At 68.3% G+C, this 12,931-nt stretch carries 13 protein-coding genes; 3 read left to right on the top strand and 10 right to left on the bottom strand.

The features are described from left to right. Window positions 1-11: 11 nt before the first annotated feature. Genes AC1DIP_RS01705 through AC1DIP_RS01695 form a run of 3 tightly spaced genes read right to left on the bottom strand, consistent with a single transcriptional unit; the run spans window position 12 to window position 2,192 of the window. Window positions 12-1,280, bottom strand: a complete 1,269-nt coding sequence (locus tag AC1DIP_RS01705; RefSeq protein WP_476206480.1) for an MFS transporter — start codon at window positions 1,278-1,280, stop codon at window positions 12-14. A gap of 10 nt (window positions 1,281-1,290) precedes the next feature. Next, window positions 1,291-1,728 (bottom strand): MaoC/PaaZ C-terminal domain-containing protein, encoded by a 438-nt coding sequence (locus tag AC1DIP_RS01700; protein ID WP_476206482.1) that lies wholly within the window; start codon window positions 1,726-1,728, stop codon window positions 1,291-1,293. Between the two features lie 2 nt (window positions 1,729-1,730). Next, a complete protein-coding gene (locus AC1DIP_RS01695) occupies window positions 1,731-2,192 on the bottom strand; it encodes an FAS1-like dehydratase domain-containing protein (RefSeq protein ID WP_476206484.1) in 462 nt (153 codons plus the stop codon). Window positions 2,193-2,321: 129 nt separating this feature from the next. Here AC1DIP_RS01695 and AC1DIP_RS01690 point away from each other — a divergent pair, with 129 nt between their 5' ends. Both AC1DIP_RS01690 and AC1DIP_RS01685 read left to right on the top strand, forming a co-directional pair. Further along, window positions 2,322-2,702, top strand: a complete 381-nt coding sequence (locus AC1DIP_RS01690) for an ArsR/SmtB family transcription factor (protein ID WP_477732624.1) — start codon at window positions 2,322-2,324, stop codon at window positions 2,700-2,702. Then, window positions 2,699-4,387 (top strand): SulP family inorganic anion transporter, encoded by a 1,689-nt coding sequence (locus tag AC1DIP_RS01685; protein ID WP_476206488.1) that lies wholly within the window; start codon window positions 2,699-2,701, stop codon window positions 4,385-4,387. Before AC1DIP_RS01690 ends, AC1DIP_RS01685 begins: the two co-directional genes overlap by 4 nt. On the opposite strand, the gene AC1DIP_RS01680 is transcribed toward AC1DIP_RS01685, so the two are convergent. The 5 genes from AC1DIP_RS01680 to AC1DIP_RS01660 form a co-directional block, all read right to left on the bottom strand. Beyond that, window positions 4,377-4,601: a DUF3188 domain-containing protein gene (locus AC1DIP_RS01680; protein ID WP_224026693.1), complete on the bottom strand. Its 225-nt coding sequence runs from the start codon at window positions 4,599-4,601 to the stop codon at window positions 4,377-4,379. The genes AC1DIP_RS01685 and AC1DIP_RS01680 overlap by 11 nt on opposite strands. A gap of 59 nt (window positions 4,602-4,660) precedes the next feature. Further along, window positions 4,661-5,602, bottom strand: coding sequence for a DUF2797 domain-containing protein (locus AC1DIP_RS01675; RefSeq protein ID WP_477732623.1), 942 nt, complete (start codon window positions 5,600-5,602; stop codon window positions 4,661-4,663). A 26-nt stretch (window positions 5,603-5,628) separates the two neighbouring features. Continuing rightward, the gene (locus AC1DIP_RS01670) at window positions 5,629-6,492 is read right to left on the bottom strand and encodes an HpcH/HpaI aldolase/citrate lyase family protein (RefSeq protein WP_141942759.1); all 864 of its coding nucleotides are present in this window, start codon (window positions 6,490-6,492) and stop codon (window positions 5,629-5,631) included. Window positions 6,493-6,658: 166 nt separating this feature from the next. Continuing rightward, entirely contained in the window at window positions 6,659-7,600 is a 942-nt protein-coding gene (locus AC1DIP_RS01665; protein WP_477732622.1) for an aldo/keto reductase, read from the bottom strand. 46 nt (window positions 7,601-7,646) lie between these two features. Beyond that, on the bottom strand, window positions 7,647-9,359 hold the full coding sequence (locus tag AC1DIP_RS01660; RefSeq protein ID WP_477732621.1) for a glycoside hydrolase family 13 protein: 1,713 nt from the start codon (window positions 9,357-9,359) through the stop codon (window positions 7,647-7,649). 96 nt (window positions 9,360-9,455) lie between these two features. Here AC1DIP_RS01660 and AC1DIP_RS01655 point away from each other — a divergent pair, with 96 nt between their 5' ends. Continuing rightward, entirely contained in the window at window positions 9,456-10,667 is a 1,212-nt protein-coding gene (locus AC1DIP_RS01655) for an ROK family protein (protein ID WP_476206497.1), read from the top strand. Between the two features lie 7 nt (window positions 10,668-10,674). Here AC1DIP_RS01655 and AC1DIP_RS01650 read toward each other — a convergent pair whose 3' ends face one another. Together AC1DIP_RS01650 and AC1DIP_RS01645 are read right to left on the bottom strand one after the other, a co-directional pair. Continuing rightward, on the bottom strand, window positions 10,675-12,246 hold the full coding sequence (locus AC1DIP_RS01650) for a Na+/H+ antiporter (protein ID WP_477732620.1): 1,572 nt from the start codon (window positions 12,244-12,246) through the stop codon (window positions 10,675-10,677). Between the two features lie 18 nt (window positions 12,247-12,264). Further along, window positions 12,265-12,921: an SDR family oxidoreductase gene (locus AC1DIP_RS01645; protein WP_477732619.1), complete on the bottom strand. Its 657-nt coding sequence runs from the start codon at window positions 12,919-12,921 to the stop codon at window positions 12,265-12,267. Between the last annotated feature and the right edge of the window lie 10 nt (window positions 12,922-12,931).

The following is a 12,931-nucleotide window of genomic DNA, read 5'->3' as shown; positions in this document are numbered from 1 at the left end:
GCACAGTACCTTCAGGCCAGCTTCCGGGCCACCGGAGAAAGGGCGAAGCTCACCGCAAGCATCACCATCACGGCCAGCAGAGAATGCAGGATGCCCACATGCTCGGCCAGCAGCCCCAGCAGCGGCGGCCCGCACAGAAACGCGGCATAGCCGATGGTGGACACCACGGAAACCCGGGCGGCAGCCTTTGCGGGATCATCGGCAGCGGCGGACATGCCCACCGGGAAGCCCAGCGACGCGCCCAGGCCCCACAGCGCGAGTCCTCCATACGCAAGCCACGGCATCGGTGCGAAGACGAAGATGCCCAGCCCCAGCACAGCCATGGCAGCGCACGACCGCATCACGGGGACCCTGCCAAACTTGTCCAGCAGCACCGTCCCGGCAAAGCGCCCGATGGTCATGAACGTGACAAAGAGGCCGTAACCGGCAGCACCGGCAGCGTCGCTTTGCCCATGTCCGTCGGCCAGTGCCAGCGCCACCCAGTCGCCTGCCGCGCCTTCGGCCAGGGCCAGGCCGAGGACCAGGACGCCAAGGAGCAGGGTCCGCCGGTCCCGCCACGCCTGGGCGATCTTCCGCTTGTTATCCAGCGGCGCGTCTCCGGAGGCGGCCGCGGGAGCTATTACCGGGATTGGCCCGGTGCTGGGATCCTCGAAGGTGTCCGGTGAGTAACTGCGCTCCCCCGCCACCGGAGTGATGTCGGCCCGGAACCAGGACGCCGCCGTCGCCACCGAAACCGCCACCACGGCCCCGGCCACCGCGAGGTGCCAGAACACGGGCAGGGACACTGCGGCGGCGAGGGCACCCAGCCCGGCGCCTGCCACCGTCCCCAGGCTGAAGGCGCCGTGGAGCCGCGGCATGATGTGCCTGCCCACCGCGCGCTCGACTGCGGCGCCTTCAACGTTGGATGCCGTGTTCCAGCTGCCGGTGCCCAGCCCGATGATGGCCAGGCCAATGGCGGTTGCCACGGGGCTTGCCAGCACGGTTGTGCCAAAACCCGCGGTCAGCAGCCCTGCACCCACCAGGATGCTGCCGGTCCGGATGGTCCGCTTGGAGCCCAGCCGCAGCACGATCAGCCCGGAGGCGGAGACGGAGGCAAAGGACCCCAGCGTCATGCACAGCAGGATGACGCCGATGTTGCCCGGGGTAAGGTCCAGCGCGTCCCGGATGGCAGGCAGCCGGGACACCCAGGAGGCAAAGGCAAGGCCACTGGCGCCGTAAGCCACCACGACGGCGTTGCGCCACGACGAGACCTGGGCGGCAGTCGCTGCGGGAGTGGTCAAAAGTTGCAGCTCAAGACAACTTGACGACGGCCTGGGCCTTCATCAGGACCTTTTGCCCGGCGGAGACCACGGTGAGGTCGACGCGCGCGGTGCCGGCGTCGGCGTCGAGCTTTCCGATGGTTCCGCTAACTTCGATGGTGGCGCCAGGCTCATCAGTCCCGGTGGTGTCCGTGACCAGCACAGGTTTGGTGAAGCGGGTCTGGAAATCGACGACGGCGGCCGGGTCGCCCGCCCAGTCGGTTACCAGCTGGACGGCCGAGCCCATGGTGAACATGCCGTGGGCGATAACACCGGGCAGTTCCACGCCGGTGGCGAAGGCTTCGTTCCAGTGGATGGGGTTGAAGTCGCCGGAGGCGCCTGCGTACTTGACCAGGTCGGTGCGTGTGACCTCGATGGTGCGGCTGCCGATTTCCTGGCCGGTGCTGAGTTCGTTGAAGCTGGGGCTCATGGTTACTGTCCCTCTCCGCGGACCAGGATGGATGACGTGGTGGTGGTGACGGGTTCCCGTGCATCGCCGCTACCGAGGGCGAAGATCTCGGAGCGGGTGGTGATCATGGCACCGCCGCCCATGGCCCGGATGCCGTCCACATGCAGTTCGGCCATGAGCCGGTCGCCGGCAACGATGGGGCGGTGGTGGGTGAAGCGCTGGTCTGCGTGGACCACGCGGGAGAAGTCGATGCCGGCGTCCGGATCCTCGATCAGCTGGGCGTCGGCGCGCTGGGCGATGATGATGGCGAAAGTGGGCGGCGCCACCAGGTCTGGGTGGCCGAGGGCCTTGGCTGCATCCACGTCGAAGTGCGCAGGATGGCTTGCCTTGACGGCCCGGGCGAACTCGCGGATTTTCTCGCGGCCGACGTCGTACACCTCTGCGGCAGGGTAGCTGCGGCCCTGCAGGTCCGGATTGATAGTCATGGATTCCAGCCTATCGTTGCCACGCCCTTCAAAAGGGCCGCACCGCACTGATATGATGAATTCATCATTCCATCAATCCGCTGTCCGGGCTCTGACCGGCCGGCCATCGCGCACAGGAGCGCCACCCCGATGCTGTCTTCCGCCCAAGCACCTCTCTATGAGATCAAAGCGAACCTGTTCAAAGGCCTGGCCCACCCCGCGAGGATCCGGATCCTTGAGCTGCTGGCCGCAGCGCCGCAGGAGTCTGCTCCCGTGAGCTACCTCCTCGCAGAGACCGGGCTGGAAGCCTCCCACCTCTCCCAGCACCTGGCCACCCTGCGGAAGCACAAAGTGGTGACCTCCGTACGCACCGCCAACGCGGTAACGTACCAACTCGCCCACCCGGGCGTCTCACAGCTGCTGGCCATCGCCAGGACGTTCCTCCTGGACAGCTTGGCCGATTCCAACGAACAGCTCCGGCTCGCACAGCAGCTGCCGGCGGACCACCTGGCCGGCGGGCAAGCCTCGTGAGCGCGAACCCGGCTACAGCCCCCGGCACGGCCAGCAGGAGCATCACTCGGTTCCTCCCGTCGCGAAAGGACTACGCCGGAATTGCCGGCACGTGGCGCACCGACCTGCTGGCAGGGATCACCGTGGGCATTGTGGCTTTGCCGCTGGCCCTCGCGTTCGGCGTCAGCTCCGGGGTGGGCGCCGAAGCAGGACTCATCACGGCGATCGTGGCCGGGCTGGTGGCGGCTGTCATGGGCGGCTCCCCGGTCCAGGTATCCGGCCCCACGGGCGCCATGGTGGTGGTACTGGCCCCCGTGGTGGCGGTCCACGGCATCGGCAGCGTCGCCCTCTTGTCCTTGATGGCTGGTCTGCTGGTCTGCGCTTTGGGACTCAGTGGCCTGGGCCGGGCCGTGGCCTTCATACCGTGGCCGGTGGTCGAGGGCTTTACGCTGGGCATTGCCGCCATCATCTTCCTGCAGCAGGTTCCGCTGGCCACCGGCACGTCCGGAACTCCGGGGCACAATACCCTCCTGGCCGCGGTGGAGGCGGCAGCTGGGGCAGCGTCCCCGACGGTCCTGTTCACGCTCGCGCTGGTGGCGGGAGTCGCCGTCGTGATGGTCCTGGTGCAGAAGCTGTTCCGCGCCATCCCTGCCAGCCTGCTCGCAGTCCTCCTGGCAACGGCCGCTGCCGAATTCCTGCAGCTGGATGTCCCGCGGATCGGTGCCCTGCCGCATTCCCTTCCGGCGCCGGCCCTCCCCGCCCTGGATCCGGCCGCCCTGGGCAGCCTGGCGATGCCTGCCGTCGCTGTCGCCGTCCTGGCCGCCATTGAATCCCTGCTCTCGGCGCGGGTGGCCGCCGGGATGGCCGGACCGGACGGCAGGCCAACCGGCGCCTACAGTCCCGACCGCGAGCTGATGGGACAAGGCCTGGCTTCCATCGCGGCCGGCCTGTTCGGCGGGATGCCCGCCACCGGCGCGATTGCGCGGACGGCGGTGAACGTGCGGTCCGGAGCCAGGACCCGGCTGGCGGCAGCCGTGCACGCGGTGGTGCTGCTGGGCATCACGTACCTGGCGTCCGGAATGGTCAGCCGCATCCCGCTGGCGGCACTGGGCGGGGTCCTGATGGTCACGGCCGTGCGGATGGTTTCCCGGCGCACTGTCACCGCCATCCTGCGTTCCACCCGGGCAGATGCCGCCGTTTTCGTACTCACGGCCGTCATTACCGTGGCCTTTGACCTCATCGTTGCCATCCAGATTGGACTGGCCGCGGCAGCCCTCTTCGCCCTGCGGACCTTTGCCTCGCTGAGCGGTGTCCAGCGCGAGGAGATTCCTGGCCCTCCGGCGGAAGGGGACGGCCACATCGCGCTCTTCCGGCTGGATGGGGCCATGTTCTTTGGCGCTGCCGAACGCATTCTCCAGGAAATCAGCCAGGTCAAGGACGTGCAGGTGGCCATCATCAGGTTGTCCCAGTTGCGGATGCTCGACGCCACCGGCGCCCACGCCCTGGTGGAGGTCATTTCCGCATTGGAGCTGCGCGGCATCACCGTCCTGCTCAAAGGTGTCCGGCCGGACCATCTTGACCTGGTGACCAACGTGGGCGTGATCCGTTCACTGCGGCACCACAAGCACCTGTTTGAGGAGCTGCCGGATGCCGTGGAGCACGCCCGCAGCCACGTCCTGCGGAACGCGGCGGCAGCTAGCGCCTGAGGTTCTTGCGGATCGCCTGGCCGCGGACCACGATGCCTACGACGTGGAGGACCAGCCCCAGCCCGATGAGGGGAAGGGAAGCCATGGCCAGTGCCTGGTTGCCGCTGGTGTTGCCCACCAGATTAAGGATGATCCCGACGGCGATCAGTCCCATCGCGCTGAAGACCAGGACTTTGTAGCGGGTGGGCGCAGTAGCCCAGAATTCGTTCAGCACCGTTCAAGTCTACCGAGTCCGCAGCACCCCCGGCGGCCCGGGCGCGGGAACCCTGGACGTCAGAACAACGGTTCCTGCACCGCCGGCACCTCCGAAGCGTACTCCCCCAGCAGGACGGTCCGGGCGGCCAGCTGCGCAAGGTTGACCACGAATTGCGAGTCCGTGCCGTCCAGCCGCGCCAGCACGTTGGCCCCGCTGATGGCCGCGACATCGAAGCCGTGCCGCCCCTCGTCGAGGGTGTGCGGATAGGCGTGCCGGGGCCCGCTTCCATACAGGGCGTCGGCATGCCCGGGTCTGAGCCACCGTTCCTCCACGGACTGGAAACCGTCGACGGCGGTGCCCGCCAGCAGGGCCCGCACGTCACCGGCGGCCCGGGCATTGAGAGCGTCCAGCGCCTCGGCCGGGAGCGGCTGCAGCAGCGCCTCCGCCTTCGCGGCGGACCGCACCTGCTGGGTCAGGCCGACGCCGGCCGTCACCAGGTCTTCGAGAATCCGCACCACACGGCCGTCCTGCGCCCTGGCGACATACCTGGCCACTGCGGCCCCCTGCTCGGCCAGGCGGTTCCATTTCCGCGGCCCGGACGCCGTTCCCACCTTGGTGGCGCCTCCCGCGAACGTCGCCACGTAGAGCCAGTGTTCCTGGATCAGGTAGTCCCGCAGCCCAGGGGTGACCCTGCCACCGCGGTGGAAGTCGTGCATGAGGCGCGACTCGTCGCGGACGAAGCACCTCTCGCACTGTTTGCCCCGCACGGCCGGCGCGGCGGAGCCGCACAGGATGTGGCGCCGGGAGCCGGCCGACTGGACCTGGACGTGGCCGAGGCAGTACCTGACGGGCTCCACCACGTGGAAGCCCAGCCGGCTGCCCGGCCTGAGGCTGTGCTCCCGGAAGTCCCCCTCAGGTGATTGGAGGCGCAGGACCGGGCCGCCGCCGTCGTCAGCCGGGGTTGAAACAGGCGGGCCATCCCAAAAGACCCCGTGGACCAGATAGCGGGTATCGGTCACGGGGTCTCCTGAAGTGATGGGTGGCGCTACAGCGCGGGCTGCACCCCAAAGGCTACCGCGAGCTTCATGATCTTCTCGGCGCGGCCCAGGCGGGGCAGGTCGGAGCCGTCACGGATGACGCGGCCGTTGGCTTCGAAGTCGTTCATGAAGTCGGTTGCCCAGGCGACGTCCGACGGTGTGGGGCTGATGACCTCGTTGATCACGGGGGTCTGGTCGATGGCCAGGCACAGCTTGCCGGTCATGCCCATCATCACCGTGATGCCGGTCTGCTCGCGCAGGATGGGGTGGTTGGTGCCCACGGTGGGGCCGTCGATGGGGCCGGGCAGGTTGCCCACGCGGCTGGCAACGACGAGCTTGGCGCGCGGGTAGGCCATGGCCTCCGGGGTGGCGGCCATGCCGGTGTCGCGGCGGAAGTCACCGGAGCCAAAGGCCAGGCGGAACGCGCCCTGGGCCTTGGCGATGTGGTTTGCTTCCTCGATGCCGAGCGCGGATTCCACCAGCGGAATGACGGGCGTCTTGCCGTCCATGCGGTGGTAGCTCTCGGTGACCTGGTCCGCGGATTCGGTCTTGGCGAGCATGACGCCCAGCAGCCCCGGGGTTCCGCGCAGGCCGGCGAGGTCATCGGCCCAGAACGGGCTGGTGGCGTCGTTGATCCGGACCCAGGCCTTGCCGCCGGCGGTCAGCCAGTCGATGACGTTGTTCCGGGCCTGGTCCTTTTGCGACGGGTCCACTGCATCTTCAATATCCAGGATGATCGAATCAGCCCGGGACACGGCCGACTGGTCGAAGAGCTCGGGCTTCATGGCATTGACCAGCAGCCAGGAGCGTGCGATCTCGGCGGGGATATTCCGTTCCGGCCTAACGGTTTCGGCGGCGATGGTAGACGTCATGCTTTCTACAGTATCCGGCCCGCACGCGGCACGGCGAAGAAAACGGCCCGCTTGTGAGGATCAATACGAACTAAACGCGTTGTGACCGGCCCAGGGGAAAGCAGCCGGCAGCAGTTGTCGTTCTAGGGCTTGGAAACGACAACTGCTGCCAGCCGGTTGGCAGCGGTCAGGGGATGTTGCTGCCCCGCGCAGTGACCCAGAGTTTGTACCAGTCTGCGCGGGTGAGGGCCCGGGCCACGCGGGCGGCGTCCGCGCAGGCCCTGATCCGGTCCGGGTTGACCGTCCCGATGACCGGCGCGATGCCGGCCGGATGCTTCATCAGCCAGCCCAGGAGGACGGCTTCGCCCGAGGTGCCGTAGGCCCCCGCCAGTCCTGCCACAAGTTCCGCGGTGGCCGCTTCAGCTGACGTGGGGCTTTCCGCTTCAGCGCCGGTGTAGATGCCGCGGGCCAGCGATCCATACGCCTGCAGGGTGACGCTGTTGCGCGTGCAGTACTCGAGCGTGCCGTGCGGAAAGCTGTAGTCCAGGTGTTCCGGATGGTTGACCAGGACCTGGCTTTCCAGCCATGCACGCTTCAGCAGGCTCATCTCCAGCTGGTTGGCCACCACCGGAGTCTCCAGCCGGTCCTGCAGCACCTCGATCTGCGCAGCGGACATGTTGGACACACCCAGCTGCCGGACCTTGCCCTCGGACATGAGCTGGCCGACGGCGGCAGCCACCTCCGCCGGGTCTGCCAGCGGATCCGGGCGGTGCAGCAGGAGGACGTCCACGTAGTCGGTCCGGAGCCGTTGAAAGCTCCCGTTGACCCGCTCCAGGATCGCCTCCCGGCTCAGGTCGTAGTGGGTTTGCAGGCCGCGCTCGTTCAGCCGGATGCCGCACTTGGTCTGCAGACGGATCCGCTCCCGGAGGCCCGGAGTGGCGGCCAGCACCTCGCCGAATACGGCCTCGGACTTTCCGCTGCGGTAGATGTCGGCGTGGTCGAACAGGGTGATGCCCGCGTCCAGTGCGGCCTGGACGGCAGCATCGGCCTGGTCCACATGGTCAATGCCATGTGGCTCGTCGGACCAGCTGCCGCCCAGCCCCATGCATCCGTAGATGACTTCCTGCATCAGGCCGTTGCCCGCATCAGGACGGCCGGCTTCCGGCCCTGCCGCATCAGCGCAGCCATGCGGTGGTGTTCGCCGGCAGCTTGCCGTCCTCCAGTGGGCCGCTGCAGACCAGGACCGTGCCGGCGGGAAGATCGACGGCGGTGTTCCCGAAGTTGGTGACGGACTGCCACCCGCTGGGGCGCTTGAAGTGCAGGACGTCCGGGTTGGCGTTCCCCACCCATTCGAGGTCCTCATCGGTCAGCAGTTCACGGCGCAGCTTCAGGGCCTTGCGGTAAAGCTCCAGCGTGGAGCCCTCCGTCCCGTCCTGGGCCTCGACGGCATACTTGCTGAACCAGTCCGGCTGCGGCAGGTGGGACCCGCCGTCGCCGAAGCCGAAGGACGTGCCCTCCACCTTCCAGGGCAGCGGGACGCGGCAGCCGTCACGGCCAATTTCCACGCCCTTGTTGCGGAAGAAGGACGGGTCCTGGCGTTCCGACTCTGGAATCTCGGCCACTTCCTGCAGGCCCAGTTCCTCACCCTGGTACAGGTACGCGGAGCCGGGGACAGCCAGCATCAGCAAGGTGGCGGCGCGGGCGCGGCGCTCACCCAGTTCAACGTCCAACTGGTCCTTGGGGCCACCGGCGAGCAGCCAGTCCTTGCCGTCCTGGCCCTTGGCGCCGGCTTTTGCCTTGGCAACCTGGGGCAGGCCGTAGCGGGTGGCGTGCCGGACGACGTCGTGGTTTGAGAACACCCAGGTGGAGGAAGCACCGGTGGCAGCAGCCTCGGCGAGGTTGCGGGTGATGATCTCCTTGTATTCGGCGGCGTCGAAGTCGGCCTGCAGGAGGTCGAAGTTGAACGCCTGGCCCAGGCCCTGCGGGCTGGCGTAGCGGGCCCGGCGGGTGGCGTGCACCCAGGCTTCGGCGACGGCGGTGCGCGGCGGGTTGTACTCGTTGAATACCTCGCGCCATTCGGCGTAGATCTCGTGCACTTCGTCACGGTCCCAGAACGGGTGCGTTCCGTCGTCGAATCCGTCCACGCCGGTGTTGGCGGCGCTCAGTTCGAGCTTGGACAGCAGCGGCTCGGTGAGGTCCTTCGTGAGTGCGTGCGCCACGTCAACACGGAAGCCGTCCACGCCGCGGTCGGACCAGAAGCGCAGCGTCTTGAGGAAATCGTCACGGATTTCCCGGTTGGACCAGTTCAGGTCCGGCTGCTCCTTGGCGAAGATGTGCATGTACCACTGGCCGGGGGTGCCGTCGGGTTCGGTGATGCGCTCCCAGGCCGGTCCGCCGAACACGGAGTCCCAGTCCGACGGCGGGAACTCGCCGTTGGGGCCCTTGCCGTCACGGAAGATGTAGCGGTCACGGGCCGGGGAACCCTTGGGAGCAGCCAGGGCCTCCTGGAACCACTTGTGGCGGTTGGAGGAGTGGTTGGGGACGATGTCGGCGATCAGCTTGATGCCGGCTTCGTGCAGGGCCTTGGCCATTTCATCGAAGTCGGCCAGGGTGCCCAGCTTGGGGTCGACGTCGCGGTAGTCATCGACGTCGTAGCCGCCGTCGGCGAGCGCTGACGGGTAGAACGGGCTGAGCCACACGGCATCGATCCCCAGCGTCTTCAGGTAGGGGACCTTGGCGGTGATGCCTTTCAGGTCGCCGATGCCGTCGCCGTTCGAATCGGCGAAGCTGCGGGGGTAGATCTGGTAAACGGAGGCCTGGCGCCACCAGTTGGGATCGGCCAGACGGTCAGAGTCGGACAGGGTTGCCAGAGTGGCGGTGGTGGACAAGGACTGACCCTTTTCTTCAGTACGGCTATATTTATATTGAGTCTAAATTTACTTCCTCAAGTATTATCTGTTGCTTTGGACAGGAAGGTCAACAGCATGCCTGAACCGGTTCCGGCCACCCCCCAGTTGCTGCGGCGCGTGAGTGCCGGCGCGGTCCTGGAGTTCATGCGCGCCTCGGGGGCCGTCACGGTCACCGACATCATGGCAGCGACCGGCCTGACGCGGGCCACCACCATCGCCGTGTGCGAGGACCTTGCAGGGCGGGGCTGGATCCTGGAACGGGAGAACCAGCGTGAATTCGGCGGGTACCGGAAGGGCCGCCCGGCCCGGCGTTTCGAGCTCAATGAGCGGGCCGGCGTGGTGCTGGGCATGGACATCGGCTATTCCAAGGTCACCGTGGTGGTGTCCGACCTGCGCGGCACCACCCTGGGACGGTCCAGCCGTCCTTTCCAGGCCGGTGAAGTTGGTTCACAGGAACGGATCGCTTTCATTGACGGCGTTGCCATGGCAGCCCTGCGTTCGGCCGGAACGGAACCGGAACGGGTGCTGGCAGCCTGCGCCGGGGTTGCCGCGCCCGTGGACCGCCACGGCGAGGTGGTGGCCACGCAGGAGTTCTGGGGACTGTTCGACCTGGGCCTGCGGCCGGCACTCAAGGCAGCCCGCGGGTGGACCGTCCTGCTGGAGAACGACGCGAACCTCGCGGCCCTCGGCGACCGGTGGCAAGGCGCGGCCGCCGGCGTCGACGACGTCGTGGTGATCCTGGCCAGTGAACGGCTGGGGTCCGGCATCGTGGAGGGCGGGCGGCTGGTCCATGGCACCCGTGGGAGTGCCGGCGAACTCGCCTACCTGAATCTGGTGGAAGGCGTGGGCGATACCTACGGCATCGCCCACCTGGCGCGAAGCTGGGCCGCGGAAGCACTGGCCACCACCGCCCCTACCGCCCTCCGGGCGTTCCAGCCCGGACGGGTGGAAGCGGAACAGGTCTTCGCCGCCGCCGGCCAGGGCGACGCCGTGGCGCTGGACATCCTCGACCGGCTCGCGGACAGGATGGCACGCGTGGTGGGGACCGTGGCCACCATGCTGAACCCGGAACTGGTGGTGCTCGGCGGCGGGGTGGCGGATTCCGCGCACGTGCTCCTCGCCCCCATCAGCGGAAGGCTGGCCCGGTTCACTGCCACCCCCGCGCGGGTCGCGGTATCCCCGCTGGGCGATTCGATCGTCACGGTGGGCGCGGTGCGCTGCGCCCTGGACTACGTGGAGAAGAACTCGCTGGACCTGGTGCTCGCAGGGGGCGCCGCCCCGGCCTGAGGTGTTCCTACTCCGGCATGACCATGGTGCGCAGGTCCAGCTGCCGGAGCACCCGGTCCGCCACCTCGGGATCCATGTCCGGCTCGTTGCGGGCGGCCACCACTTCCTGCCGGGCGGCGTCCAGCGCGATGGTCTGAACCGCGATGGCCAGCTCGCGTCCGCGCCGGCGCTTTTCCGCCAGTGGCTCGTTCCGCAGGCTGCCGTCCGTCAGTTCCGCGCGCAGGCGCTGCATCCGTTCCTTGACCAGCGCCACCTTTTCCGGCGGCAGGTCCGTCATCAGGTCATGCTGCTTCAGGGCTGCGACGGCGGCCGCCTGGGCGCGGGCGGCAAGCAGCCGGACAGCGTCGCGTTCCTCTGTTCCATCCTCGGAGGCCTTGAGGACACGCATCAGCCAGGGCAGGGTCAGGCCCGGAAGGACCAGCGTGGCAAGCAGCACCGCGCAGGCGATGACCAGGAGGTAGTCCCGGCCCGGGAACGGCGTGCCGTCCGCCAGGGTCAGCGGCAGTGCCAGGGCCAGCGCCAGGGTGGCCAGGCCCCGCATGCCGCACCAGGTGAGGATCAGGACCTCCTTCAGGGACGTTGGCTGCAGGAGGTTCTTCCGTTTCCGGGCACCCAGCGCCAGGGCGGCCATCCACAGTAACCGGACGGCGAAGACCAGCACGCAGACCAGCGCGGACACCCCGATCATGCCGAAGATTTCGCTTCCCTCATCGCGGATGACACGGCGGATCTCCAGGCCCACCAGGCCGAACGCGAGACCGGTCACCAGCAGCTCCACCACGTCCCAGAAGGCGTTGCGGGTTACGCGCTCCGCGGCGTCCTGGGGGCGGGCGTGGCGCTGCATTTCGAGGGCGGTGACCACCACGGCGATCACGCCGGAGGCGTGCACCTCCTCGGCGAGGATGTAGGCGGCGAAGGGGACCACCAGGGTCACCGCGCTGCGGGCCACCATGGAAGTGACCAGCCGGGTGACCAAGGCGATCAGCCAGCCCATGGCGACGCCCACCAGGACGGCGAGCGCGGCGCCCATCAGGAACTGGAGGACGACGTCGGGCCCCACCCTGGTGCCTCCCACGGCGGCGGCCACGGCTGCCTGGAAGATGACGATGGCGGCGGCGTCGTTGAAGAGCCCCTCGCTTTGGAGGACGGAGATGAGGCGGCGGGGCATGTGCACGCGGCCCGCCACCGAGTCCACCGCCACCGGATCCGGGGGCGCCACCATGGCGCCGAGCGCGATGGCGGCAGGCACTCCGATGCCGGGAATCATCAGCCACGCCGCGCCGGCCACTACGGCGGTGCTGATCACCACGAGTGCCACGGCCAGCATGATCAAGGTCCGCCATCTGACTCGGAACACCGCCCACGAACTTCGCTGGGCGGTGGCGAACAACAGCGGTGGCAGGAAGATGGGCAGGATCAGCCCGGGTTCAATCTCCAGGTCGGGGAAGCCCGGGATGAACGTCAGCGCCGCGGCCAGGAGGAGCATCAGGACCGGGTAAGGCAACCGGAGCCTGTCCCCCAGGCCCACGGCCACCACCGTGGCCAGCAGCAGTCCGACAATGAGTGCGAGCTGGTCCATAAGCCTCGTCCCCGCCGGCTATGCGCGGGGTTCCAGGGCTGCTGACACGGGCAGGGTGCCGTCACAGAATCCGATGGTCCGGCCCGCCGTCTGGGGAAGGTCCAGCACCGCTGCCGCCACGATCGCCGTATTGGCGCGGGAGGTGTCCCGGCTCCCTTCCGGTGACGGGTCGATGTCGATCAGCCCGGTCCCGGGCTTTTCCGTCAGGGTCCCGGGACCGAGGATGGTCCATGCCAGGCCGGTGCCGCGCAGGTACTCGTCCGCCGCCGCCTTGGCTTCCGCGTAGGCAAAGAAGCTGTTGTCCTCGGGCACCCCGTGGTCCTTGCCGGCCCCGAAGTAGGAGACCATGATGTACCGGTCCACACCGGCCTGGGCTGCGGCATCCATGGAACGGATGGCGGCGTCCCGGTCCACGGCGTAGGTGCGTTCGGGGCTGCCGCCGCCCGCGCCTGCGGACCAGACCACGGCGTCATGCCCGGCGAGGGCCTCGGCGATGGCCGGGGTCGTGGAATTCTCCACGTCCAGGACGGACGGCGTGGCACCGGTGGCAGTAACGTCGCCGGCATGTTCCGGGTTTCTGATGAACGAGGTCACGGAGTGTCCCTCGCCGGTGAGGAGTTCGGACAGGAGGAGGGCCACTTTCCCGTGGCCGCCGATAATGGCGATGCGTGTCATGCACCCATTC

It is taken from the genome of Pseudarthrobacter sp. 05T312 (genome assembly GCF_056396685.1).
The sequence above is the reverse complement of the archived record's forward strand: the minus strand, read 5'-3'. Positions and strand labels throughout refer to the sequence as shown.

What these genes read in the sequence shown, in the direction of transcription:
- AC1DIP_RS01700 (WP_476206482.1), bottom strand. Translation starts at nt 1,728, where the DNA reads ATGAGCCCCAGCTTCAACGAACTCAGCACCGGCCAGGAAATCGGCAGC.
- AC1DIP_RS01695 (WP_476206484.1), bottom strand. Translation starts at nt 2,192, where the DNA reads ATGACTATCAATCCGGACCTGCAGGGCCGCAGCTACCCTGCCGCAGAG.
- AC1DIP_RS01690 (WP_477732624.1), top strand. Translation starts at nt 2,322, where the DNA reads ATGCTGTCTTCCGCCCAAGCACCTCTCTATGAGATCAAAGCGAACCTG.
- AC1DIP_RS01670 (WP_141942759.1), bottom strand. Translation starts at nt 6,492, where the DNA reads ATGACGTCTACCATCGCCGCCGAAACCGTTAGGCCGGAACGGAATATC.
- AC1DIP_RS01665 (WP_477732622.1), bottom strand. Translation starts at nt 7,600, where the DNA reads ATGCAGGAAGTCATCTACGGATGCATGGGGCTGGGCGGCAGCTGGTCC.
- AC1DIP_RS01655 (WP_476206497.1), top strand. Translation starts at nt 9,456, where the DNA reads ATGCCTGAACCGGTTCCGGCCACCCCCCAGTTGCTGCGGCGCGTGAGT.
- AC1DIP_RS01650 (WP_477732620.1), bottom strand. Translation starts at nt 12,246, where the DNA reads ATGGACCAGCTCGCACTCATTGTCGGACTGCTGCTGGCCACGGTGGTG.
- AC1DIP_RS01645 (WP_477732619.1), bottom strand. Translation starts at nt 12,921, where the DNA reads ATGACACGCATCGCCATTATCGGCGGCCACGGGAAAGTGGCCCTCCTC.